Below are 23,966 nucleotides of genomic sequence, written 5' to 3' on the forward strand. Positions count from 1 at the left end.
CCGGTTCTCACCTTCAAAACGACGCGGACGTTCCGGACGATTCTCGCCTTCGAAGCGTCGCGGACGCTCGGTGCGGTTCTCGCCTTCAAAGCGGCGCGGACGTTCAGCACGGCTTTCATCATCGAAACGACGCGGACGTTGCGCGCGATCCTCGTCGCCGAAGCGGCGCGGTGCGCGTTCGCCATCGGCCGGACGCGGCCGGGCAGGGCGTGCCGGGCGCTCCGCGCGTTCGGCGCGCTGCATGCCCTCGGCCGGTGCCTTGCGCTTGCCCTTTTCGGAAGCGCGCTCCTTTGCCTGCTTGATGCCGGTGACCACATCCTGCACGCGCTTGCGGTTCAGGTCGGACACGCGCACGGGACGGGTCGCCTTGCGCGGCGCGTCCGAGGTGGAGGAGGGGGTCTTGATACCCAGCGTCTTGCGGGGAGGGGAGTTGCTATCGGTCATATCGTTCCAAACGCTCGCGCGCGGGACATCGGAGGATCAGATGTCCAGTGCGTCGAGCAAATCCTGTTCAAGCTGAATCTGCAATCGGTTGTCGGCGGTCAGGCGCGAGCCATCGACCAGGAACACGTCTTCCACGCGTTCGCCGAGCGTATTGATGCGCGCCGAATGCACGGACACGCGATGTTTGGCCAGTACGCCAGCCAGGGCGTACAACAGGCCGGTGCGGTCGTTGGCGGACACCGACAGCAGGTAGTACTGGCCGCGCTCGTCGGGACGCAGGTCCACGCGCGGCTTGATCGGAAAGCTGCGCGACTGGCGCGACAGACGTCCCTGGGTGGTTTCGGGCAGCGGGCACTCCAGCCGCACGCGCTCGGCGAGTTCGTGCTCCACCAGCGCGAGGATGTCACGATAGTCGCCATCGAGACCGGGGTCCGTGATCTGGAACGTGTCCAGCGCATATCCGTCGCGCGTGGTCTCGATCTTGGCATCCTGGATCGAGAATGCCTTGCGCTCGAAGTATCCGCAGATGCGCGCGAACAGATCGGGCTGGTCCTTCACGTAGACCACCACCTGCAGACCCTCGCCGGCCGGCGAGACGCGCGCCTTGACCACCGGATCGGGGCTGTTCACCTTGTTGTACAGGTGCCGCGTGAGCCAGGCGATGTCGCGCGCGTCGTGACGCATGAAAAACGACATGTCGAGCTTGTCCCAGAGCGGCTTGGCCTGCTCCGGGTCGAACGCGTTCAGCCGGAGCTGGGCGATCGTGTCGTCGCGCTTCTGCGCCCACAGGGAATGCGGATCGATCCGCGCGCCGCCGAGCACGCGCAGCGTGATGCGGTACAGGTCTTCCAGCAGCTTGCCCTTCCAGGCATTCCACACCTTCGGGCTCGTGCCGCGGATATCGGCCACGGTCAGCAGGTACAGCGCCGTCAGGTAGCGCTCGTTGCCCACCACCTGGGCGAATGCCTTGACCACGTCGGGGTCGGTCAGGTCCTGTTTCTGGGCCACATGGCTCATCGTCAGGTGATGTTCGACCAGCCACGCAATCAGGTCCGTGTCCTCGCGCGAGATGCCGTGCTGCTTGCAGAAGCGACGCGCATCCACCGTGCCCAGCTTCGAGTGATCGCCGCCGCGTCCCTTGGCGATGTCGTGGAACAGCGCGGCCGTCCACAGCACCCATGGGCGATCGAAGCTCGCCATCAACTGGCTGCAGAAGGGGAATTCGTGCGTGTGCTCCACGATGGCGAACCGGCGCATGTTGCGCACGACCATCAGGATGTGCTGATCCACCGTGTAGACGTGAAACAGGTCGTGCTGCATCTGTCCGACGATGCGACGGAAGTTGATCAGGTAGCGACCCAGCACGCTGGTCTGGTTCATCAGCCGCAGTGCGTGCGTGATGCCCTGCGGCTCCTGGATGATGGCCAGAAAGAGCCGGCGGTTCTCGGGATCATTGCGCCAGCTTGCATCCATGACCGTACGCGCGTTGTAGAGCCCGCGCAGCGTGCGTGGCGTCAGGCCCTTCACGCCCGGCGTGCGCTCGTACAGCAGGAACGTCTCCAGGATTGCGTGCGGATTCTTCTCGTAGAGATCGTCGCTGGTGATCTCCAGCATGCCCTGGCGTTCCACGAATCGATCGTTGATCACTCGCGTGACCTTAGACTCGCTCGGGAACAGCATGGCCTCGATATTCAGCAGCAGCACGCTGTTGAGTTGCGTCACTGCCTTGGCTGCCCAGTAATAGCGGCGCATCAACTGCTCGCTGGCGCGCTTGGCGGTGGTCTGCCGATAGCCGAACGATTCGGCCAGTGCCGTCTGCAGGTCGAAGACGAGCACGTCCTGGCGTCGTCCCGCCAGCAGGTGCAGCCGTGCGCGGATGGTGCGGAGCAGACGTTCGTTGCGTGCCAGCTCCTGCGATTCGCGCTCGGTCAACAAGCCACGTTCGAACAGTTCCTTCCAGCTATCGCCCAGGCCAGCCGCCTTGGTCATCCACAGGATCACCTGCAGGTCGCGCAGGCCGCCCGGGCTTTCCTTGCAGTTCGGCTCAAGTGCGTAAGGCGTGTCCTGGTACTTGGCATGGCGCTGGCGTAGCTCCAGCAGCTTGGCCTGGAAGAAGTCGCCCGCATCCATGTCGGCCAGGTAGCGCGCCTGCATTTCCCTGAAGAGCGCCCTGTTGCCGGTCAGCAGGCGAGCTTCGAGCAGCGACGTGCGGATGGTGATGTCGGCTTCCGACTCACGGATGCAATCGTCGACCGTCCGTACCGCCGAGCCGATTTCGAGACCAAGATCCCAGCACAGTCCGATAAAGCGCTCGAGCCGCGTGGCCGTGTCGGAGTCCGGCTCGTCGCGCAGCAACAGCAGGACATCGACGTCCGAATGCGGGAAGAGCTCGCCGCGGCCATAGCCCCCCACGGCGATCAGCGCGGTATCGTCAGGCAACCCGAGACCCGTCCATGCTTCGATCAACGCGGCATCGACGGCACGGCGCAGTCGCGTGACCAGCGGCGCGACCTGATTGTTTGCGTCGAACTCCGCGAACAATGCCTGCTTGTCAGCCTTGAGGCGGTCGCGAATGCGCTGGCACAGCAGCAGTTCCGGCGTGGTGTCCATGGGAGGTTGGAGGAGGGGCGTGGGCACGGCTGGAAGAAGAAAGGGCGCCTCGGTGGGCGCCCTGGCGATTGTTGCGGATCAGGCTGCGACGGTTTCCGTGATGAACGCGGGCGGCAGCGGCGTGCCTTCGGATTTCGTCAGCACCTCGTAGCCGGTTTCCGTGACGAGGATCGTATGTTCCCATTGCGCAGACAGACTGCGGTCGCGCGTCTTGACGGTCCACTGGTCCGGCATCGTGCGGATATCGCGCTTGCCGGCGTTGATCATCGGCTCGATCGTGAAGATCATGCCGGTCTTGATCTCCATGCCCGTACCGGGACGGCCATAGTGCAGGATCTGCGGGTCCGAGTGGAACACCTTGCCAATGCCGTGGCCGCAGTACTCGCGCACGACGCTGTAGCCAGCACCTTCGGCATGCACCTGGATCGCATGGCCGATGTCGCCAAGGCGCGCACCATTGCGTACCTGCTGGATACCCTTCCACATGCATTCGTAGGTGATCTGGGCCAGCCGCTTCGCCAGGATAGATGCTTCGCCGACCACGAACATGCGGCTCGTGTCGCCGTAGTAACCTTCCTTCGTGATGACCGTGATGTCCAGGTTCACCGCGTCGCCGCTCTTGAGCACGCGGTCACCGGGGATGCCGTGGCAGATCACGTCATTGACCGACGTGCAGATCGCGCCCGGGAAAGGCGGATAGCCCGGGGGCGCGTAGTTCAACGGCGCTGGCACCGTGCCCTGCACGTCACGCATGTATGCATGGCAGAGCTTGTCGATTTCGCCGGTCGTGACGCCGGGCTTCACGAAGGGTGTGATGTAGTCGAGGACTTCGGAGGCAAGGCGGCAAGCCACGCGCATCTGGGCGATGTCTTCGGCGGTGTTGATATGGATACTCATGCTGCTTCGCCTGAAATGTGATGACCCAGCCACCGGCCGCGTCGGAATGTTCGCAAATCGGGATTATCTCACCTTCGTGCGCGGAAAGCAGGGAATTGGTGGGTGTGTTCCCGTGGCGGCGTGGTGTGGGGGGCGCTTTGCGGTCATGCCTGGGGGGCTTGAGCGGATCGCCACTTTGTTGCTACAATCGCGGGCTTACTTGGTGAGTCACCGGAAACGGTCTGCCGGTCAGGAATTCTTGTAGCAAAGATTCTTTTAGTAAATCGCTGGTCCGCCCATCCGGGGTGTTCCTTTTCAGGAATGTCGGGGCGGACTTCAGAAACCAACCCTTTTGGAGTACCTCACATGTCCGTGACCATGCGCGAAATGCTGGAAGCCGGTTGCCACTTTGGCCACCAAACCCGCTTCTGGAACCCGAAGATGGCCCCCTATATCTTCGGTCACCGCAACAAGATCCATATTATCAACCTCGAAAAGACCCTGCCGATGTTCCAGGACGCGCTGAAGTACGTGCGCCAACTGGCAGCAAACCGCGGCACCGTGCTTTTCGTGGGTACCAAGCGTCAATCGCGCGAAATTCTGGCTGAAGAAGCTGGCCGCGCTGGCATGCCCTACGTCGACGCCCGCTGGCTCGGCGGCATGATGACGAACTTCAAGACCGTCAAGATCTCGATCAAGCGCCTGAAGGACATGGAAGCCGCCAAGGAAGCTGGCGCGCTGGAAACCATGAGCAAGAAGGAAGCGCTGATGTTCGAGCGCGAAATGGACAAGCTGCAAAAGTCCATCGGCGGCATCAAGGACATGGGCGGCGTGCCTGACGCCATCTTCGTGGTCGACGTCGGCTACCACAAGATCGCCGTGACGGAAGCCAACAAGCTGGGCATCCCCGTGATCGGCGTGGTTGACACGAACCACACGCCGGAAGGCATCGACTACGTGATCCCGGGCAACGACGACTCGAGCAAGGCTGTGGCCCTGTACGTGCGCGGCGTGGCTGACGCCATCCTGGAAGGCCGCGCCAACGCGGTTCAGGAAGTGGTGGAAGCCGCTCGCGGCGACGACGAATTCGTCGAAGTCCAGGAAGGCTGATTGCCCGCTCGCGCCTGAGGCCGGGATACACCGGCCACCGGCGCCTGCTGTGCGGCAACAAAAAAGGGGGCACTCGGGCGCCCCCTTTTTGCAAACAGATTTCAGTTGTCATCCGCCGCGGATACGATTCGCCCCGGATGAAGCCAACCAATCAAGGAGTGACAAATGGCGGCTATTACCGCAAGCATGGTTGCAGAACTGCGCGCAAAGACCGACGCGCCGATGATGGAATGCAAGAAGGCCCTGACGGAAGCCGACGGCGACCTGGACAAGGCTGAAGAGCTGCTGCGCGTCAAGCTGGGCAACAAGGCCAGCAAGGCTGCTTCGCGCGTGACCGCCGAAGGCATCGTGACGACGTTTATCGACGGCACCACGGGTGCGCTGGTCGAACTGAACTGCGAAACCGACTTCGTGTCGAAGAACGACGACTTCCTGGGCTTCGGTGCCAAGGTTGCCGAACTGGTGGCCAAGCAGAACCCGGCCGACGTGGCAGCCCTGCTGGCTCTGGAAATGGACGGCTCGACGGTTGATGCCGTGCGCGCCGCCCTGATCGGCAAGATCGGCGAGAACATGACGGTCCGTCGCTTCGTGCGCTACGCCAATGGCGGCAAGCTGGCTTCGTACCTGCACGGTACGCGCATCGGCGTGATGGTCGAGTTCGACGGCGACGAAGTGTCGGCCAAGGATGTGGCCATGCACGTGGCCGCCATGAAGCCGGTCTCGCTGTCGTCGGAGCAAGTGCCCGCCGAGCTGATCGCCAAGGAGCGCAGCATCGCCGAGCAGAAGGCTGCCGAATCGGGCAAGCCGGCCGAGATCGTCTCCAAGATGGTCGAGGGTTCGGTTCAGAAGTACCTGAAGGAAGTTTCGCTGCTGAACCAGCCGTTCGTGAAGAACGACAAGCAGACCGTGGAACAGATGCTGAAGGCCAACAACACCAGCGTAAAGGGTTTCACCCTGTACGTGGTGGGTGAAGGCATCGAGAAGAAGCAGGACGACTTCGCTGCTGAAGTGGCCGCCCAGGTGGCTGCCGCCCAGAAGGGTTGATGTCCAGGTGATCGAGCCGTTTCTCCTCCGGGAGGTTGGCCCGGTCACCGTATAATGCCGAGGGGCGCCGCAAGGTGCCCCTCTGCACAAGTACGGCACGCGATGTGCGCCGTACAGTCAGTTTTCGCGGTCACCGGCCTCTGCGCGTCTTTTTAAAGGACGTTGCCGGCAGATGACCGCGAAAACCGGCTATCCAGTTGTCCAGTTTTTCCAAATTCATGCGCGGCCGGTGCGCAGAAGCCTTGTGCCGCCCGCGCCCATCCATCCGTTCAAACGAGCGATCAAGAACCAGCCCGAGGGTGACCATGCCAGCCTACAAGCGCGTCCTTCTGAAACTGTCCGGCGAAGCCCTCATGGGCGACGATGCATTCGGCATCAACCGTGCCACCATCGAGGGCATGGTCAATGACATTGCCGAAATCGTGAAGCTGGGTGTCCAGGTCGCCGTCGTCATCGGCGGCGGCAACATCTTCCGCGGCGTGGCCGGGGGTGCAGCCGGCATGGACCGGGCCACGGCCGACTACATGGGCATGCTGGCCACGATGATGAATGCGCTGGCGCTGCAGGATGCCATGCGCCACGCCAACATCGAAGGCCGTGTGCAGTCCGCACTGCGCATGGATCAGGTGGTCGAACCGTACATCCGTCCGCGCGCCATCCGTCAGCTCGAAGAGGGCAAGGTCGTGATCTTTGCCGCTGGCACGGGCAATCCCTTCTTCACGACTGACACGGCAGCAGCGCTGCGAGGCTCGGAAATCGGCGCCGAGATCGTGCTGAAGGCCACCAAGGTGGACGGCGTCTACACGGCGGACCCCAAGAAGGATCCGAGCGCCACGCGCTACGCCACGATTACGTTCGATGAGGCCATCTCCCGCAACCTGCAGGTCATGGACGCTACCGCCTTCGCGTTGTGCCGTGACCAGAAGCTGCCCATCAAGGTGTTCTCGATCGTCAAGCCGGGAGCGCTCAAGCGCGTGATCCTGGGTGACGACGAAGGTACGCTAGTACACGTTTGAGCAGTCGGGGCCGCGTCAGAATACGGATTCGGCCCGACCTCAGAGTAGAATGTTTCATTTTCGATCCCGCCTGGGCGGGATCCTGTCTGGTAGTTTCCCGGAGGTAAACATGACCGTCGCCGACACAAAGAAGAGCGCCGAGCAGAAGATGCAGAAGTCCATCGAAGCTTTCAGGACCGATCTGGCGAAGATCCGCACCGGCCGCGCGCACACCGGCCTGCTCGATCACGTGCAGGTGGATTACTACGGCTCGCCCGTGCCCATCAGCCAGGTGGCCAACGTTGGTCTGGGCGATGCGCGCACCATTACCGTGCAGCCGTGGGAAAAGAAGATGGTCCAGGCCGTCGAGAAGGCTATCCGCGATGCGGACCTGGGCCTGAACCCCGCCACGATGGGTGACGTGATTCGCGTGCCGATGCCAGCCCTGACCGAAGAGCGCCGGAAGGAACTGATCAAGGTGGTGAAGAGCGAGGCCGAGGGCGCCAAGGTGGCCGTGCGCAACCTGCGCCGCGACGCCAACGAGCAATTCAAGAAGCTCGTCAAGGACAAGACGATTTCGGAAGACGACGAACGTCGTGGCACCGAAGAAGTCCAGAAGCTGACGGACAGGTACGTCGGCGAAATCGACAAGCTCGTGACCGAGAAAGAGAAGGAAATCATGACGGTGTAAGGCCGTCCCGGCGCCTGGGCGCCGGGATCGTTCCGCATCGTCCACGCATCCATGCAGCATATCAGTTCGACGCTCGGCGTTCCCGATACTACTTATGTGCCTCGCCACGTTGCCATCATCATGGATGGCAACGGTCGCTGGGCGACGCAGCGTCATCTGCCGCGCGTGGCTGGCCATACGCGCGGGCTGGATACGGTGCGCGACATCGTGCAGGCATGTGCCTCGCGTGGTGTGCAGTTCCTGACGCTGTTTGCATTCAGTTCAGAGAACTGGCGCCGTCCCGCCGACGAGGTGTCCTTCCTGATGCGCTTGTTCATGACCGCTCTGCGCCGCGAAGTGGTCAAGATGCATGCCAACAATATCCGCCTGCGGGTCGTGGGTGACCTGGACCGGTTCAGCCCGCGCATCCGGCAACTCATCAAGGACGCCGAAGCCCGCACGGCATCTAACACCGGCCTGACCGTGACCATCGCCGCCAACTACGGCGGACGCTGGGATCTGCTCCAGGCAATGCGCAAGATGCTGGCACGCTCGCCCATGCTCGATACCGAAACGATCGACGAGTCCGTGCTGGCACCGCACCTGGCCATGGCCTATGCACCGGAGCCGGACCTGTTCATTCGCACCGGTGGCGAGCAGCGCATCAGCAATTTCCTGCTTTGGCAGCTCGCGTATTCCGAGCTGTACTTCACCGATACCTTCTGGCCAGATTTTGACGCCGCCGAGCTCGACAAGGCTTTTGCCTCGTACCGTCAGCGCGAGCGTCGTTTCGGCAGGACCAGCGCGCAGCTGGTGGCGCCGGGTCTGTCCGGCACGGCCTGATACCGGTCCGAACCATCTTTCACAACAACGGGAAACCGCAGCCGCATGCTTCTTACCCGCGTCATCACCGCCGTATGCCTGTTGTTGTTGATCCTGCCCATCCTGTTCCTGGCGCCACCCGTTGCGCTCGGCGCGCTCGTCGTGGTGATCGTTGCGCTTGCCGGGTGGGAGTTCGGGCGGCTGATCGGGCTGCGTGGGCCATGGCCGTATGCGTATGCGATGGCGTGCCTGGCGGTGCTGCTTGGCGCCTTCCTGACCGCGGATACAGGGTCCGTCGAGTGGCTGCTCAAGGCGTCGCTGGTAGCCTGGGGCGTTGCGCTGGTGCTGCTGGCGCGTGGCGTGCGCAAGGCTTCTCCGGGATTCACCGTGCTGGGTGCGGTACTCGGCCTGATCATGCTGCCGGCTTTCGGGCATGCGACGATGGGGCTGCGCTTTGCCGGAGTGGGCGTGTTGCTCACGGCCGCCGTGCTGGTCTGGGCGGCAGATATCGGCGCATATTTCGTGGGCAAGGCAATTGGCCGTCGCAAGCTGGCACCGACCATCAGTCCCGGCAAATCCTGGGAAGGAGCGATTGGCGGCTGGTTGTTGGCAATGGCCGTGGCACTGGGGCTGGCAGCTAGCCATGCGTTTGCGCCGACCTGGTATTCGACGATCGCCGACAAGGGTGGCCTGGGTCTGCTGGCTGTGCTGACCACGCTGCTTGTGGCTGCCAGTGTGGTCGGCGATCTATTCGAATCGCTGCTCAAGCGGCAGGTGGGCATGAAAGATAGCAGTCGTCTGCTTCCCGGCCATGGGGGCGTGCTGGATCGCATCGACGCCCTGATTCCGGTGTTCCCGCTGGCGGCGCTGCTGCTATCGTGGGTCTGATCAAACTTTGAGTTTCACGGGTTCTATGCAACGCATTACGATTCTGGGCGCCACGGGTTCCATTGGCGAAAGCACGCTCGATGTCGTGCGCCGTCATCCGGACCGGTACACGGTGCATGCGCTCAGCGCCCATCGTCAGGTGGACAAGCTGGCCGCTGCCTGCAAGGAATTCCGTCCGGCGCGTGCGGTAGTGGGTTCACCCGAGGCGGCGCGCGAACTGGAATCTCTGTTGCGCAGCGCGGGTCTCGATACCCAGGTCGAGCACGGGCCCGAAGCGCTCGAATCGATTGCCTCCGACGCCGGCACCGACGCCGTGATGGCGGCAATCGTGGGAGCGGCGGGGCTGCGCTCCTCGCTGGCTGCCGCCCGATCGGGCAAGCGCGTGCTGCTGGCGAACAAGGAATCGCTTGTGATGTCGGGTAGCATCTTCATGGATGCCGTGCGCGAACACGGCGCCACGCTGCTGCCGATCGACAGCGAACACAACGCGATCTTCCAGTGTCTGCCGACGAGCGATCCCCGTTATGGCATGGGCGTGTCCAAGGTTTTGCTGACGGCTTCGGGTGGCCCGTTCCGCACGCGCGACCCGTCCACGCTGCATGACATCACGCCCGACCAGGCTTGTGCGCATCCGAAGTGGGTGATGGGGCGCAAGATCTCGGTCGATTCGGCCACGATGATGAACAAGGGCCTCGAAGTCATTGAGGCGCACTGGTTGTTCGGTGCGCCTGCGGACAAGATCGAGGTACTGATCCATCCGCAGAGCATCGTGCATTCGATGGTGGCCTACGCGGATGGTTCGGTTCTCGCGCAGTTGGGTAATCCAGACATGCGCACGCCGATCGCCTACGGCATGGCGTATCCGGAGCGGATCGATTCGGGTGTCACGCCACTGGACCTCACCCTTGCCGGCGGACTGCATTTCGAGACGCCTGATCTCGAGCGTTTTCCGTGTCTGGGCCTCGCCTTCGATGCACTGCGCGCCGGTGGCCTGGCGCCAGCAGTGCTCAACGCCGCGAACGAGGTCGCTGTCGACGCGTTCCTGGCCGGAGATATCCGCTTTACCGATATCGCTCGCGTAGTCGATGGGGTGCTTGATCAGCCCGTGCAAGGCTCCGCTGACAGGCTGGACGATGTGCTCGCCGCCGACGCCGAAGCGCGCCGGGCAGCGACGGCACTGCTCACACAACTGGCCACGCATTGATCGATCACGGCGCAGCCGGATCTGAAAAAGGGTGATTTACCATGCAAACCGTCATCGCATTCGTTGTCGCCCTCTGTGTCCTGATCTTTGTCCATGAGATGGGGCACTACCTGGCTGCGCGTGCCTGCGGCGTAAAGGTCCTGCGTTTCTCCATTGGTTTCGGGCGGCCGCTGGCACGTTGGGTCAGCAAGGGACGGGACAAGACCGAGTGGACGCTGGCGATGATTCCGCTGGGCGGCTATGTCAAGATGCTTGACGAGCGTGAGCGCGATCCGGAAACCGATCCGCCCATCGACGCCGCCGAGTTGTCGCGTGCGTTCAATCGTCAGTCGGTAGGCAAGCGGTTCGTGATCGTGGCCGCCGGGCCGCTGGCCAACTTTGCGCTGGCTATCGCGCTGTATGTCGTGCTGTTCGCGGGCGGCATGCGCGAACCGTTGCCGGTGCTGGCAGCGCCAGCCGACGCCACCGTGGCCGCACAGGCCGGCGTGCGCGATGGCGACCGTGTGCTGTCGTTGACGGCGAACGGCGCAACCGAGACCGTGCAGTCGTGGAATGACCTGCGCATGGCAGTGTTCTCCCAGGGTTTCGGTGACGCCCGCGCGGTATTGCATGTACGCGGCACCGATGGCACCGAGCGCGATATCCAGCTTGGGCGCCTACCCGATACGGGTGGCAATCCGGAGCAGGATCCACTGGCCACGCTGGGACTGGCGCTCAAGGGCGGACCGGTCAAGGTTACGGAAATTGTGCCGGATTCAGCCGCCCAGCGGGCTGGCCTTCAGGCCGGCGACACGATCACGACGTGGCAGGGCCAACCATTGACCCAGGCCGGCGAACTGATTCGTGGCGTCCGCGCCCGCCCGGGGCAGGACGTGACACTGGGTATCGAGCGTAACGGGCAGCGGTCCGATCTGGTCGTGAAGCTGGATGCCGCGCCCGGGGGCAAGCCTGCTGCGGACGGGCAGCCGGCAGCCATGGTCGGCAAGCTCGGTGCAGCGTTGAACCAGGCGGTGCAGACCGAGGTGGTGCGTTACCCGGTCACTCAGGCGCTTGCCCGCGCCGCAGACCAGGTCTGGAGTACCAGTACGCTGTCGCTCAAGCTGCTCGGCAAGATGCTGGTCGGGCAGGCGTCGTTGCAGAATCTGAGCGGTCCGCTGACGGTTGCGGACTACGCCGGCCGGGCCGCGAACATGGGTTGGCAGCCTTTCGTCAGTTTTCTGGCCTTGGTCAGTGTCAGTCTTGGTGTACTGAATTTGTTACCTATTCCGGTGCTGGATGGGGGGCATTTGCTGTATTATTGCGTGGAATTTTTGACTGGCAAGCCTGTACCAGACCACTGGCAAGCGATGCTGCAGAAGGTTGGCATCGCGTGCATCCTGCTCCTGACTTCACTCGCATTATTTAATGACGTCAGCCGACTGTTTCTCGCGCGCGGCTAGATTCGCGCAGCTGGAAACGCCTGTCGGCCGGGGGCGGTCGTTTTTCCGGGAGGAGTTTCTCCACCGGAGAGGATCAGTTGTGCCGGCGTAGTTGCACTGGTGTACCAACAACGCTGGAGCCGGCACTGGAGCCAATACCCTGCATGAAATCGATGAGGAAGAGGGGATCGACTTTGATCAGAAATAAGCGCATCTCGCTGGGCTTGCTGACGAGTGCCATTATTGCTGCGTGGAGCCCGGCGGGCTGGGCCGCAGATCCGTTCGTGGTCAGGGATATCCGCGTTGAAGGCTTGCAGCGCGTGGAACCGGGTACCGTATTTGGCTATCTGCCTGTCCGCGTTGGTGAAACATTTACCGACGACAAGGGCGCCGACGCAATTCGTGCGCTCTACAATACCGGTTTCTTCAAGGACGTGCAGATCCGCGCCGAAGACGGCGTGCTGGTCGTGCAGGTCGAGGAACGTCCGGCGATTTCCCAGCTTGAATTCGTCGGCATCAAGGAATTCGACAAGGACACGCTGCGCCGCTCGTTGCGTGCCGTTGGCGTGGCCGAAGCGCGTTACTACGACAAGGCGCTGATCGACAAGGCCGAGCAGGAGCTGAAGCGCCAGTACGTGGCGCGCGGCTACTATGCTGCCGACGTTCAGACCACCGTGACCCCCGTTGACCGCAATCGCGTGTCCGTGGTGTTCAACGTGGAAGAGGGTCCGGTCGCCAAGATCCGCCAGATCAATATTGTCGGCAACAAGGCTTTCAAGGAAGGTACGCTGCGCGATGAAATGCAGCTGTCCACGCCGAACTGGCTGTCGTGGTACACGAAGAACGATCTGTACTCGAAGCAAAAGCTTACGGCCGATCTGGAAGCGCTGCGCTCTTTCTACCTGAACCGCGGTTATCTGGAATTCCAGATCGAATCGACCCAGGTGTCGATTACCCCGGACAAGAAGGATATTTACCTGACGCTGAATATCAGCGAAGGGGAGCAGTTCAAGGTCTCCGATATCCGTCTCGCTGGCGAACTGCTCGGCAAGCAGGACGAGATGGAGAAGCTGCTGAAGCTCAAGAAGGGCGACATCTTCTCGTCCGAGAAGCTGACCGCCAGCACGAAGGCCATCACGGACCTGCTGGGTACCTATGGCTATGCCTTCACGACGATCAACCCGCAGCCGCAGATCGACAAGGAAAAGCGTGAAGTTGCGCTGACCCTGATGGTCGACCCGGGCCGCCGTGTCTATGTGCGCCGCGTGAACGTGGTGGGCAACAGCAAGACGCGGGACGAGGTGGTGCGTCGCGAAATGCGCCAGATGGAAAGCTCGTGGTTCGATAGCGAGAAGCTGCAGCAGTCGCAGGCTCGTATCAACCGGACCGGCTATTTCACGGACACGAATATCACCACGGAAGACGTGGCGGGTGCGCCCGACCAGGTCGACGTGAACGTGAACGTGACCGAAAAGCCGACTGGCCAGATCAGCCTGGGCTTGGGTTTTTCGTCGACCGACAAGCTCGTGCTGCAAGCTGGCCTGCGTCAGGACAACGTGTTCGGTTCGGGTACCAGCCTTGGCCTCGACGTGAACACGGCGAAGTCGTTCCGTACGATCGCGCTGACGCAGTATGACCCGTACTTCACGGTGGACGGCATTAGCCGCTCGACCGATATTTACTACCGTACGTCGCGTCCGCTGTACTACACGGGCGACCAGGACTACAAGATCGTCTCGGCCGGTGGTGGCTTCAAGTTCGGCGTGCCGTTCTCCGAGAACGATACGGTGTTCTTCGGTATCGGCTACGAGCGGACCCAGGTCTATACGTCGTCGAACACGCCTAGCCAATATGCGGCCTGGCTGCAGAAGATCGGCAAGAACAGCGGCGATCCGATCAATAACTTCCCGTTCACGATTGGCTGGGCCCGCGACCGTCGCGACAGCGCACTGATCCCGACGAAGGGACCCTATACCCAGGCCAACCTCGAAGTCGGTGTGCCGGGCGGCGATACCCAGTACTATCGCGCCAGCTTCCAGCAGCAGTATTTTTACCCGCTGTCGAAAGCATTCACACTGGCTTTCAACGGTGAAGTGGCCTATGGTCACGGCTACGGCGATACGCCGTTCCCGGTGTTCAAGTACTTCTACGCTGGCGGTATCGGTTCGGTGCGTGGTTACCAGACCAGCACGCTGGGTCCGAAGGACCAGAACGGCAACCCGGTGGGTGGTGCGTCGAAGCTGATCGGTAACGTGGAATTCGTGTTCCCGCTGCCCGGTTCGGGTGTCGACCGCACGCTGCGGCTGTTCACGTTCTTCGACTTTGGTAACGTCTATCAGGAAGGCGCCCCGATTACCTTCAGCGACCTGAAGTACTCTACCGGCTTTGGTTTGTCCTGGCTGTCGCCGATTGGTCCGCTCAAGGTCAGCATGGGCTTCCCGCTGAAGAAGGACGAGACCGACAAGGTTCAGCGGTTCCAGTTCCAGATCGGTACCGCGTTCTGATCCCCAGAAGGATTTGCTTGATGAAACTCCACACTCCACTGATGAAATCCCTGAGCGCGGCTGCTCTGGCCGCAGTGGCCCTTTGCGCGGCGGCGCCGGCAATGGCGCAGGAAACCCGCATTGCCGCGGTGAACTCCGAGCGTATCCTGCGTGATTCGCAGCCGGCAAAGGTTGCACAGGTCAAGCTCGAGCAGGAATTCTCGAAGCGCGATCGCGAACTGCAGGACATGGCCCAGAAGATCAAGGGCATGGCCGACAAGCTCGACAAGGACACCGCCGTACTCGCAGACGCAGACCGTCAGCGTCGTCAGCGCGAAGTGGCCGATCTGGATCGCGAGTTCCAGCGCAAGCAGCGCGAGTTTCGTGAAGACCTGAACCAGCGCCGTAACGAGGAACTGGCGCAGGTGCTGGAACGTGCGAACCGCGTGATTCGTTCACTGGCCGAGCAGCGCAAGTACGACCTGATCGTCCAGGAAGCGGTCTACGTGAATCCTCGCATCGATATCACGGATGACGTGATGAAGGCGCTGAACGCCGGCGCGAAGTAAGCAGCGTCGCCCGCGTCGATCACCGTTTTCGTTTTTCAAGGAAGTACCGCCATGCAGACACCCACACTGGGTCAGCTCGCCACCGAATACGGCGCGCAGGTTGTGGGTGATCCCGACCTGCCCGTGAGCGGTCTCGCGCCGCTCGACCAGGCCGGTTCCGGCGACCTGTCGTTCCTGTCCAATCCGCTTTACCAGGCCCAGGCGCTCGCGTCGAAGGCCGGTGCCGTGATCGTTTCACAGACGGATCTGGACCGCATCCATGCGGAAGGCCATGCCGAAGGCCGTAACTGGCTGGTCGCACGCAATCCCTACGTTTGTTTCGCCCGCGTTGCGCAACGGTTCGACCGTGCGGCCAATGCGGACCCGCGATTGGGTATCGATCCGCGCGCGACGGTGGCGTCAGACGCAGTGGTCCCGGCATCGTGCTTTATCGGCCCGAATGTCGTGATCGAGGCTGGTGCCCGACTTGGCGAACGGGTGCGTATCCTGGCAAATGCCTTTATCGGCGCAGGCGCCGAGATTGGCGAAGATACGCTCATCTATGCCAACGTTTCTGTCTATCATCGTTGCGTAGTGGGCGCGCGCAATATCCTGCATAGCGGGGCGGTCATTGGCGCGGATGGTTTCGGCTTTGCGCCCGATATCGGTCCGGCTGGAGTGGAGTACGTCAAGATTCCGCAGGTTGGACGCGCGATACTGGGCAATGACGTTGAGATCGGCGCAAATACGTGCGTCGATCGTGGCGCCATGGCCGACACGGTGATCGAGGACGGGTGCAAGATCGATAATCAGGTACAGATCGCGCACAACGTGCATGTGGGCGCGCATACCGTGATTGCGGGTACGGCGGCCGTTTCGGGTAGCACCCGGATCGGCAAGTTCTGCGTGATCGGCGGCGCAGCGAATTTTTCCGGCCATCTGAATATCGCTGACCGGACCACCGTGTCCGGCGGCACCTCGATTACCAAATCGATTACAAAACCCGGTGGGCATTTCACCAGCGTGTTTCCGTTTACTTCGCATGGTGAATGGGAACGCAATGCCGCCATCGTACGCGGCTTGTCGAAGCTGCGCGAACGCGTGGTACAGCTGGAACGCCGCCTGCGCGGCACGCCGGCCGGGTCCAATAGCAACAAACAAGACGAAGAGAGATCATCATGACAGCCTCCGATATCGATATCCGCAAGATCCTGAAGCTGCTGCCGCATCGCTACCCGATCCTGCTGGTCGACCGGGTGCTCGAGTTCGAGCCGCAGAAGCGCATCAAGACCCTGAAGAACGTGACGATCAACGAGCCGTACTTCATGGGACATTTCCCGGAACAACCGGTCATGCCCGGGGTCATGATCCTGGAGGCGCTGGCCCAGTCGGCCGGGCTGCTGACGTTTGGCGCGGACATGGAGCGCAAGGAAGGTTCGCTGTACTACTTCGTCGGCATCGATGGCGCGCGCTTCAAGCGCGTGGTGTACCCCGGCGATCAACTCCACCTGAATGTGACCGTGGAACGCTACATTCGCGGCATCTGGAAGTTCAAGGCCAACGCCACTGTGGACGGTGAAGTTGCCTGCGAGGCCGAGCTGATGTGTACGGTCAAGCAGGCCGACGCCTGATTGACCCGACTCCGGGCACAACCGCAAGAACAGGACACGACGTATGACGCAAATCCATCCTACCGCACTGGTCGATCCGAAGGCTGAACTGGCTGCCGATGTCGAAGTCGGCCCATTTTCCATCATCGGACCCAATGTACGCATCGGCAGCGGTACACGGGTTGGCGCGCACACCACGGTCGAGGGTCATACGACCATCGGCGCGGACAACCGCATCGGCCCGTATGCCTCGGTGGGCGGCGTCCCGCAGGACATGAAGTACGCCAACGAGCCGACCCGGCTCGATATCGGCGATCGCAACACCATCCGCGAATTCACGACGATCCATACCGGAACCGTGCAGGATCGTGGCTTGACCAGCCTCGGCAATGACAACTGGATCATGGCCTATGTCCACATCGCGCATGACTGCCGTGTGGGCAACCATACGGTGTTCTCGAGCAATGCCCAGATTGCCGGCCACGTGGAAGTGGGTGACTGGGCAATTCTCGGCGGCATGAGCGGAGTCCACCAGTTTGTCCGCATCGGCGCGCACGCCATGCTCGGTGGCGCTTCGGCGCTCGTTCAGGACGTGCCGCCGTTCGTGATCGCGGCCAGCGACAAGAACGGCAACAAGGCCACGCCGCACGGTGTCAACGTGGAAGGTTTGCGTCGTCGTGGTTTCGACGCCGCACAGATTGCCTCGCTGCGCCAGGCATACAAGCTGCTGTACAAATCAGATCTGAGCTTCGACGATGCGCGTAATGAAATCACCGCGATGCTCGGGCAAACGGATGCCGCAACCGCTGCGCCGCTGAAGTCGTTCGTGGAGTTCCTCGCCGCCACCCAGCGCGGCATCGTTCGCTGATTCCGGCTGCACATGGTCGAGGCTGCCGTACAGGCCGCGCTTCCCGTCGAAGGGGCTGCGGATAGGAACAAGCGAGGCACGATTGCCATGGTCGCCGGCGAGGCGTCGGGCGATCTGCTCGCATCGCTGTTGCTCGAGGGGTTGCAAGCCCGGCTCGGCGAGTCAGTCAGCTATGCAGGCATCGGCGGGCGGCGCATGATGGCGCAAGGGTTCGTCTCGCACTGGCCGATGGATACGCTGTCGGTCAACGGCTACGTGGAAGTGCTGGGCTCGCTGCGAGAGATTCTTGCCACGCGTCGCGCGATTCGCGAACAGTTGATTGCCCAGCCCCCGCTGTGTTTTATCGGTGTGGATGCGCCCGATTTCAATTTCGGGCTCGAGGTGCCACTGCGTCGCGCTGGCATTCCGGTCGTGCATTTCGTGAGTCCCTCGATCTGGGCGTGGCGAGGCGGTCGTATCCGCACTATCGCCCGCGCGGTGGATCACATCCTCTGCTTGTTCCCTTTCGAGCCCGAGATTTACGCCAAGGCGGGGATTCCGGCGACTTACGTCGGCCATCCGCTTGCCGACGTCATCCCGATGGTGCCGGATGTGGCTGGCGCGCGCGAGAAGCTGGGCCTGCCGGCCGGCAAGCGCATCGTCGCGGTGCTGCCGGGCAGCCGCCAATCGGAAGTCCGCAATCTTGGCGCGACATTTTTCGAGGCCATGGCACGGATGCATCGCATGGACGGTAACCTGGCGTTTGTCGTGCCGGCAGCCAGTCCTGCACTGCGCGACATTATCGAAGGTCTTCACAACCAGCATCCCGAGCTGGATATTCAAGTTGTGGATGGTCAGTCGCATCTGGCAATGGAGGCGTCGGATGTAGTGTTGCTGGCCAGTGGCACGGCCACGTTGGAAGCAGCCCTGTACAAGAAGCCGATGGTTATCTCCTACAAGGTGCCCTGGCTGACCGCGCAGATCATGAAACGGCAAGGCTATCTGCCGTACGTGGGACTGCCTAATATTCTGTCAGGACGTTTCGTCGTGCCCGAACTGTTGCAGGACGATGCCACGCCGGATGCGCTGGCACGAGAAACGCTGCTCCAACTCAATGACGAGGGCAACGTGGCCTTCCTGCGCGAACACTTCACCGCAATGCATCACACGCTGAAGCGCGACACGGCGAATCTGGCTTCGGGAGTGGTAGTCGACCTGATGCACAGTCGGGGAGTGCGCTGATGGCCCGGCCCAAGGCAGGCACTTCCACGCAAATCGGACTGGATCTGACACAGACGGTAGCGGTTGTGCAGCGTTTGTGTGGCGTGGACGAGGCCGGTCGGGGCCCGTTGGCGGGCCCGGTCTACGCTGCGGCGGTTGTCCTGAATCCCGCGCGTCAGGTTCGTGGGCTGGCAGATTCCAAGATCCTGACTGCAGCAAAGCGGGAATCGCTTTTCGAACGGATTTGCGAGCATGCGCTGGGCTGGCATATCGCATTCGCCACTGTCGAGGAAATCGACTCGATCAACATCCTGCACGCGTCGATGCTCGCCATGCGACGGGCCGTGCAGGGCTTGGCCGCCAGCGGAGTGATTCCCGATCTTGTGCAGGTCGACGGAAATCGTTGCCCCGAGGTGCCGTTCCCCGTCGAGGCGATTGTCAAGGGAGACGCCAAGGTTCGCGCGATTTCCGCTGCATCGATCCTGGCGAAAGTGGCACGCGATCGCAATCTGCTCGAACTGCACGCCAAGTATCCGGAGTACGGATTCGACAGCCATTTTGGTTATCCGACGCCACAGCATTTTGCCGCGCTGGACAAGCATGGTGCAACGCCTCATCACCGGCGCTCCTTTGCGCCCGTTCGGCAGGCACTCGAACGTGAGCGGGCGGCCACCGTGGCCCATACCGTTACCGACGAAACGCCGCCTTTCTGAGATTTTCCTTGAAGCACGTCACTTCGCGCGATAACGCGCTGTTCAAGCACCTGAAGGCCCTGGTCGGCTCCACGCATCAGCGCCGGAAGGCCGGCCAGTCGGTACTGGACGGTGTTCATCTGGCCGATGCCTATGTCGCCGCGCTTGGGCAGCCGGTCAGTTGCGTCGTGAGCGAGCGTCACTACGATCATTCCGAAGTGCGCTCTCTGCTGGAGCGCATCGAGCCGGAGCGCGTCGTCATGCTTGCAGATACGTTGTTTGCGCAGATCAGCAGCGTGGCCAACGGTATCGATCTACTGTTTGTCATCGAGACGCCTGCGGGCCATCTGCCGGCAACAATCGATACAGATTGCGTCATCCTCGATGGCGTACAAGATGCGGGTAATGTCGGATCCATCCTGCGAAGTGCCGCTGCAGCGGGAATCGCTCATGCATTCCTGACCACCGGCTGTGCCTTTGCCTGGTCGATCAAGACGCTGCGGGCTGGTATGGGTGCCAACTTCCATCTCAATATCGTCGAGCACTGCACGCTGGACATGCTTGCCAGCCGCTTGTCAGTCCCACTGTTCGCGACGTCTTCCCACGCCGATGCTGCCGTTTTCGATACCGATCTGCGCCAACCCGTTGGCTGGATTGTCGGCAATGAAGGGGCAGGAGTGAGCGCGGAGTGGATGGAGCGGGTTACCCGCACGGTCGGTATTCCACAGCCAGGTGGGCTGGAGTCTCTGAACGTAGCTGCCGCCACGGCAATATGCCTGTTTGAAGCGGTGCGGCAACGGCGCTGAGTTGCTACTTGCTGTGCTTGGACGATGACTTCATCCTGCCCTCATGACTGCCGTATGCCTATTGGACGATTCTCAAAGATGCCCGCAAATCAGTAGTTATCGCGGTCGACTTTGATCTCCTGCAAAATCGTTGTCGCAATCTCTTCAATCGACTTGTGCGTTGACGACAGCCATTTGATGCCCTCGCGGCGCATCATGGCTTCCGCCTCGTTGACTTCATAGCGGCAGTTTTCCACAGCCGCGTACTTGCTACCCGGGCGCCGTTCGTTGCGAATTTCGGTCAGTCGCTGTGGATCGATGGACAAGCCGAAGATCTTGGCCTTGAAGGCATAGAGCGCGGAGGGAAGCCTGCCTCGTTCGAAATCGTCCGGAATCAGCGGGTAGTTCGCGGCCTTGAGGCCATATTGCATGGCCAGGTACAGGCTGGTAGGGGTCTTGCCGCTACGGGAAACGCCCACCAGGATGACATCAGCTTCTGCCAGGTTCTTGTGGGACTGGCCGTCGTCATGGGCAAGCGAAAAATTGATCGCCTCGATGCGGTTCTTGTAGGCCTCGGTGTCGGCATTCTGATGGAACCGGCCAATCGCGTGGGTGGATTTCAGCCCCAGTTCCTTCTCGAGAGGCTCGATAAAGGTCTGGAACATGTCAAGAATCATGCCCTTGGCGCGGCGTATCGCCTTGTTCGAGTCGGAGTTGACCAGCGTGGTGAAGACGATGGGCGGTACGCCCTCGTTGTAGAAGGCCTCGTTGATCTTGCTGACAGCGATATGTGCCTTTTCCGGCGTGTCCACAAACGGCATCCGCACCTTGCGGAAGCGCATCTCGAACTGCGCGAGAATCGAGTGGCTGAACGTTTCGGCCGTAATGCCGGTACCATCGGAAACGATAAAGACCGTACGTACAGCAGGGCGATCCGCTGTCGCGGGGGCTGCGGGCTGCACAGCGCTGGCAGCCGGCGCGGTGTCAGTGGCTGGGGCGGAGGCGGGTTGCGATGCGTCAGGCGCGTCAGGCAGGGACATGTCTGGACAATTATTTTTGAGACGGCCGCCGCGCGAAAGTGCGATGCGGCACGGTAGAATAGCGGCGATCTTTTGGCTAAGCAATTCCGCCAACGTCGATCAGGCAACGATCCGGGGCCCGATTGTCGACAATGTGCGGTGCAGCATCGGAAGTTGCCGATTGCAGCCGGAATTGCTCAGCCAAGCGATCCGCCGGGGACAGAACATCAACAACATACCGGTCGGTGCAAAAGATTTCTTACTTTGTTTTGAGGCTTTTATGACCAACCAGGTAGATAACGGCGCCTACGTGCTGCCGTTTGAAGAACTGCGCATGCAGGATGTCGAGATCGTCGGCGGCAAGAATTCGTCGCTCGGCGAAATGATCTCGCAACTCGCCAACGCCGGCGTACGCGTACCCGGCGGCTTCGCGACCACGTCCCTGGCCTTTCGCGATTTTCTCGAACACAACAATCTCACCGCGCGTATCTCGGAACGTCTGAAGACGCTTGACGTCGATGACGTCAAGGCGCTGGCCGAAGCTGGCGCGGAAATCCGCGGCTGGGTGGCATCTGCACCGTTCCAGCCCCGTCTCGACGCCGAGATCCGCGAGCACTACGCGCGCGTATCGGCGCGCGAAGGTGCCGAGGCGTCGTTCGCCGTGCGCTCGTCGGCCACGGCCGAAGACCTGCCCGACGCATCGTTTGCCGGTCAGCAGGAGTCGTACCTGAACGTCAGCGGTATCGATGACGTGCTGGACAAGGTCAGGCACGTATTTGCGTCGCTGTACAACGACCGTGCGATCTCCTACCGCGTGCACAAGGGCTTTGCCCACGACGTCGTGGCGCTGTCGGCTGGTATCCAGCGCATGGTCCGCTCGGATCTGGCCGCCTCGGGCGTGATGTTCACGATCGACACCGAATCCGGTTTCCCGGACGTGGTCTTCATCACGTCGAGCTACGGCCTGGGTGAAACGGTGGTGCAGGGCGCCGTGAATCCGGACGAGTTCTATGTCTTCAAGCCGACCTTGCAAGCCGGCCACTACCCGATCATCCGCCGCTCGATTGGCTCGAAGCTGATCAAGATGGAGTTCACGAAGCCCGGCGAAGCTGGCCGCGTGAAGACCGTGGACGTACCGCCCGAACTGCGCAACCGCTACTCGATCACCGACGAAGATGTCAGCGAGCTGGCGCGCTACGCGATGACCATCGAGAAGCACTATGGCCGCCCGATGGACATCGAGTGGGGCAAGGACGGCAAGGATGGCAAGATCTACATCCTGCAGGCGCGTCCGGAAACGGTGAAGAGCCAGTCGGCTGGCAAGGCCGAGCAACGCTTCAAGCTCAAGGGCACGTCCGCCGTGCTGACGAGCGGTCGCGCGATTGGCCAGAAGATCGGCACGGGTCCGGTGCGCGTCATCAACGATCCGTCCGAAATGGAACGCGTGCAGCCGGGCGACGTGCTGGTGGCCGACATGACCGACCCGAATTGGGAACCGGTGATGAAGCGCGCCGCGGCAATCGTCACGAACCGTGGCGGCCGTACGTGCCACGCCGCGATCATCGCGCGTGAACTGGGCGTGCCGGCCGTGGTGGGTTGCGGCGACGCGACCGATCTGCTGAAGGACGGCACCCTCGTGACCGTTTCCTGCGCAGAAGGCGACGAAGGCCGGATCTACGATGGTCTGCTCGAAACCGAGGTGACCGAGGTCCAGCGCGGCGAGATGCCGCAAATCGCGACCAAGATCATGATGAACGTCGGCAACCCGCAGTTGGCCTTCGATTTCGCACAGATCCCGAATGAAGGTGTGGGTCTGGCCCGCCTGGAATTCATCATCAACAACAACATCGGCGTCCATCCGAAGGCGATCCTCGACTATCCGCAAGTCGATGCCGACCTGAAGAAGGCCGTGGAGTCGGTGGCACGTGGCCACGCGAGTCCGCGCGCGTTCTACGTCGACAAGCTGGCCGAAGGCATGGCCACGATCGGCGCAGCGTTTTATCCGAAGCCTGTGATCGTGCGTCTGTCGGACTTCAAGTCGAACGAGTACAAGAAGCTGATCGGTGGGTCGCGCTACGAACCGGATGAAGAGAACCCGATGTTGGGTTTCCGTGGCGCGTCGCGTTACATCTCGGAAGACTTCGCGGAAGCGTTCGAGATGGAATGCAAGGCCATGAAGCGCGTGCGCGACGAAATGGGTCTGACCAACGTCGAGATCATGGTGCCGTTCGTGCGCACGCTGGGCCAGGCCGAGCGCGTGATCAACCTGCTCGCCAAGCACGGTCTCAAGCGCGGCGAGAACGGCCTGCGTATCATCATGATGTGCGAGGTGCCGTCGAACGCGATTCTTGCCGAGGAATTCCTGCAGTTCTTCGATGGTTTCTCGATTGGCTCGAACGACCTGACGCAGCTCACGCTGGGCCTGGACCGCGACTCGGGCATGGAATTGCTGGCCAAGGATTTCGACGAACGCGATCCGGCCGTGCGCTTCATGCTGCAACGCGCCATCTCCACGGCGCTGCGCCTGGACAAGTATGTCGGTATTTGCGGTCAGGGTCCTTCGGATCACCCGGACTTCGCGGCATGGCTGGCCCAGGAAGGCATCAAGTCCATCTCGCTGAATCCTGATTCTGTGGTCGAAACCTGGAAGCAGCTGGCTTCGTGAGGCATTACACGTCAC

At 61.9% G+C, this 23,966-nt stretch carries 20 protein-coding genes and 1 pseudogene; 17 read left to right on the forward strand and 4 right to left on the reverse strand.

Annotated features, from left to right (window positions below):
• The 3 genes and pseudogenes from ABDB81_RS25755 to map form a co-directional block, all read right to left on the reverse strand.
• A pseudogene (locus ABDB81_RS25755) lies at positions 1-444 on the reverse strand (16S rRNA pseudouridylate synthase); the annotation flags it as partial.
• Positions 445-480: 36 nt separating this feature from the next.
• Entirely contained in the window at positions 481-3,054 is a 2,574-nt protein-coding gene (locus ABDB81_RS25760) for a [protein-PII] uridylyltransferase (protein WP_346813961.1), read from the reverse strand.
• A 78-nt stretch (positions 3,055-3,132) separates the two neighbouring features.
• Complete coding sequence (gene map, locus ABDB81_RS25765; protein WP_137924593.1) at positions 3,133-3,951, reverse strand: type I methionyl aminopeptidase; 819 nt, start codon at positions 3,949-3,951, stop codon at positions 3,133-3,135.
• Positions 3,952-4,296: 345 nt separating this feature from the next.
• Here map and rpsB point away from each other — a divergent pair, with 345 nt between their 5' ends.
• From rpsB to ABDB81_RS25845, 16 genes are all read left to right on the forward strand, one after another.
• Positions 4,297-5,040 (forward strand): 30S ribosomal protein S2, encoded by a 744-nt coding sequence (rpsB, locus tag ABDB81_RS25770; protein WP_137924594.1) that lies wholly within the window; start codon positions 4,297-4,299, stop codon positions 5,038-5,040.
• Between the two features lie 165 nt (positions 5,041-5,205).
• Positions 5,206-6,084, forward strand: a complete 879-nt coding sequence (gene tsf, locus ABDB81_RS25775) for a translation elongation factor Ts (protein ID WP_137924595.1) — start codon at positions 5,206-5,208, stop codon at positions 6,082-6,084.
• Positions 6,085-6,389: 305 nt separating this feature from the next.
• Complete coding sequence (pyrH, locus tag ABDB81_RS25780; protein WP_137924596.1) at positions 6,390-7,100, forward strand: UMP kinase; 711 nt, start codon at positions 6,390-6,392, stop codon at positions 7,098-7,100.
• Between the two features lie 109 nt (positions 7,101-7,209).
• A complete protein-coding gene (frr, locus tag ABDB81_RS25785) occupies positions 7,210-7,770 on the forward strand; it encodes a ribosome recycling factor (protein ID WP_137924597.1) in 561 nt (186 codons plus the stop codon).
• 51 nt (positions 7,771-7,821) lie between these two features.
• On the forward strand, positions 7,822-8,592 hold the full coding sequence (locus ABDB81_RS25790; RefSeq protein ID WP_346813962.1) for an isoprenyl transferase: 771 nt from the start codon (positions 7,822-7,824) through the stop codon (positions 8,590-8,592).
• Positions 8,593-8,637: 45 nt separating this feature from the next.
• The gene (locus ABDB81_RS25795; protein ID WP_137924599.1) at positions 8,638-9,459 is read left to right on the forward strand and encodes a phosphatidate cytidylyltransferase; all 822 of its coding nucleotides are present in this window, start codon (positions 8,638-8,640) and stop codon (positions 9,457-9,459) included.
• 25 nt (positions 9,460-9,484) lie between these two features.
• Positions 9,485-10,663, forward strand: coding sequence for a 1-deoxy-D-xylulose-5-phosphate reductoisomerase (ispC, locus tag ABDB81_RS25800; protein ID WP_137924600.1), 1,179 nt, complete (start codon positions 9,485-9,487; stop codon positions 10,661-10,663).
• Between the two features lie 41 nt (positions 10,664-10,704).
• Entirely contained in the window at positions 10,705-12,102 is a 1,398-nt protein-coding gene (rseP, locus tag ABDB81_RS25805; RefSeq protein ID WP_137924601.1) for an RIP metalloprotease RseP, read from the forward strand.
• A gap of 143 nt (positions 12,103-12,245) precedes the next feature.
• Positions 12,246-14,585, forward strand: a complete 2,340-nt coding sequence (bamA, locus tag ABDB81_RS25810; protein ID WP_171020362.1) for an outer membrane protein assembly factor BamA — start codon at positions 12,246-12,248, stop codon at positions 14,583-14,585.
• Between the two features lie 20 nt (positions 14,586-14,605).
• A complete protein-coding gene (locus tag ABDB81_RS25815; RefSeq protein WP_137924603.1) occupies positions 14,606-15,133 on the forward strand; it encodes an OmpH family outer membrane protein in 528 nt (175 codons plus the stop codon).
• A 51-nt stretch (positions 15,134-15,184) separates the two neighbouring features.
• Complete coding sequence (lpxD, locus tag ABDB81_RS25820) at positions 15,185-16,294, forward strand: UDP-3-O-(3-hydroxymyristoyl)glucosamine N-acyltransferase (RefSeq protein ID WP_137924604.1); 1,110 nt, start codon at positions 15,185-15,187, stop codon at positions 16,292-16,294.
• Entirely contained in the window at positions 16,291-16,743 is a 453-nt protein-coding gene (fabZ, locus tag ABDB81_RS25825) for a 3-hydroxyacyl-ACP dehydratase FabZ (RefSeq protein WP_137924605.1), read from the forward strand. The genes lpxD and fabZ overlap by 4 nt, the downstream gene beginning before the upstream one ends.
• Positions 16,744-16,786: 43 nt before the next feature.
• Positions 16,787-17,590 carry an acyl-ACP--UDP-N-acetylglucosamine O-acyltransferase gene (gene lpxA / locus ABDB81_RS25830; RefSeq protein WP_137924606.1) on the forward strand — a complete coding sequence of 268 codons (804 nt, stop codon included), beginning with the start codon at positions 16,787-16,789 and terminating at the stop codon, positions 17,588-17,590.
• Between the two features lie 12 nt (positions 17,591-17,602).
• Complete coding sequence (gene lpxB, locus ABDB81_RS25835) at positions 17,603-18,811, forward strand: lipid-A-disaccharide synthase (RefSeq protein WP_137924607.1); 1,209 nt, start codon at positions 17,603-17,605, stop codon at positions 18,809-18,811.
• Entirely contained in the window at positions 18,811-19,503 is a 693-nt protein-coding gene (rnhB, locus tag ABDB81_RS25840) for a ribonuclease HII (protein ID WP_137924608.1), read from the forward strand. The genes lpxB and rnhB overlap by 1 nt, the downstream gene beginning before the upstream one ends.
• A gap of 8 nt (positions 19,504-19,511) precedes the next feature.
• Positions 19,512-20,288: an RNA methyltransferase gene (locus ABDB81_RS25845; protein ID WP_346813963.1), complete on the forward strand. Its 777-nt coding sequence runs from the start codon at positions 19,512-19,514 to the stop codon at positions 20,286-20,288.
• 89 nt (positions 20,289-20,377) lie between these two features.
• Here ABDB81_RS25845 and ABDB81_RS25850 read toward each other — a convergent pair whose 3' ends face one another.
• Positions 20,378-21,307, reverse strand: coding sequence for a pyruvate, water dikinase regulatory protein (locus ABDB81_RS25850; RefSeq protein ID WP_137924675.1), 930 nt, complete (start codon positions 21,305-21,307; stop codon positions 20,378-20,380).
• A gap of 259 nt (positions 21,308-21,566) precedes the next feature.
• Here ABDB81_RS25850 and ppsA point away from each other — a divergent pair, with 259 nt between their 5' ends.
• Positions 21,567-23,951 carry a phosphoenolpyruvate synthase gene (ppsA, locus tag ABDB81_RS25855; protein WP_137924610.1) on the forward strand — a complete coding sequence of 795 codons (2,385 nt, stop codon included), beginning with the start codon at positions 21,567-21,569 and terminating at the stop codon, positions 23,949-23,951.
• Positions 23,952-23,966: the final 15 nt, after the last annotated feature.

Source organism: Cupriavidus sp. DL-D2, from assembly GCF_039710735.1.
Taxonomy (GTDB): Bacteria; Pseudomonadota; Gammaproteobacteria; order Burkholderiales; family Burkholderiaceae; genus Cupriavidus.

What these genes read in the sequence shown, in the direction of transcription:
- ABDB81_RS25760 (WP_346813961.1), bottom strand. Translation starts at nt 3,054, where the DNA reads ATGGACACCACGCCGGAACTGCTGCTGTGCCAGCGCATTCGCGACCGC.
- map (WP_137924593.1), bottom strand. Translation starts at nt 3,951, where the DNA reads ATGAGTATCCATATCAACACCGCCGAAGACATCGCCCAGATGCGCGTG.
- rpsB (WP_137924594.1), top strand. Translation starts at nt 4,297, where the DNA reads ATGTCCGTGACCATGCGCGAAATGCTGGAAGCCGGTTGCCACTTTGGC.
- tsf (WP_137924595.1), top strand. Translation starts at nt 5,206, where the DNA reads ATGGCGGCTATTACCGCAAGCATGGTTGCAGAACTGCGCGCAAAGACC.
- pyrH (WP_137924596.1), top strand. Translation starts at nt 6,390, where the DNA reads ATGCCAGCCTACAAGCGCGTCCTTCTGAAACTGTCCGGCGAAGCCCTC.
- frr (WP_137924597.1), top strand. Translation starts at nt 7,210, where the DNA reads ATGACCGTCGCCGACACAAAGAAGAGCGCCGAGCAGAAGATGCAGAAG.
- ABDB81_RS25790 (WP_346813962.1), top strand. Translation starts at nt 7,822, where the DNA reads ATGCAGCATATCAGTTCGACGCTCGGCGTTCCCGATACTACTTATGTG.
- ABDB81_RS25795 (WP_137924599.1), top strand. Translation starts at nt 8,638, where the DNA reads ATGCTTCTTACCCGCGTCATCACCGCCGTATGCCTGTTGTTGTTGATC.
- ispC (WP_137924600.1), top strand. Translation starts at nt 9,485, where the DNA reads ATGCAACGCATTACGATTCTGGGCGCCACGGGTTCCATTGGCGAAAGC.
- rseP (WP_137924601.1), top strand. Translation starts at nt 10,705, where the DNA reads ATGCAAACCGTCATCGCATTCGTTGTCGCCCTCTGTGTCCTGATCTTT.
- bamA (WP_171020362.1), top strand. Translation starts at nt 12,246, where the DNA reads ATGAAATCGATGAGGAAGAGGGGATCGACTTTGATCAGAAATAAGCGC.
- ABDB81_RS25815 (WP_137924603.1), top strand. Translation starts at nt 14,606, where the DNA reads ATGAAACTCCACACTCCACTGATGAAATCCCTGAGCGCGGCTGCTCTG.
- lpxD (WP_137924604.1), top strand. Translation starts at nt 15,185, where the DNA reads ATGCAGACACCCACACTGGGTCAGCTCGCCACCGAATACGGCGCGCAG.
- fabZ (WP_137924605.1), top strand. Translation starts at nt 16,291, where the DNA reads ATGACAGCCTCCGATATCGATATCCGCAAGATCCTGAAGCTGCTGCCG.
- lpxA (WP_137924606.1), top strand. Translation starts at nt 16,787, where the DNA reads ATGACGCAAATCCATCCTACCGCACTGGTCGATCCGAAGGCTGAACTG.
- lpxB (WP_137924607.1), top strand. Translation starts at nt 17,603, where the DNA reads ATGGTCGAGGCTGCCGTACAGGCCGCGCTTCCCGTCGAAGGGGCTGCG.
- rnhB (WP_137924608.1), top strand. Translation starts at nt 18,811, where the DNA reads ATGGCCCGGCCCAAGGCAGGCACTTCCACGCAAATCGGACTGGATCTG.
- ABDB81_RS25850 (WP_137924675.1), bottom strand. Translation starts at nt 21,307, where the DNA reads ATGTCCCTGCCTGACGCGCCTGACGCATCGCAACCCGCCTCCGCCCCA.
- ppsA (WP_137924610.1), top strand. Translation starts at nt 21,567, where the DNA reads ATGACCAACCAGGTAGATAACGGCGCCTACGTGCTGCCGTTTGAAGAA.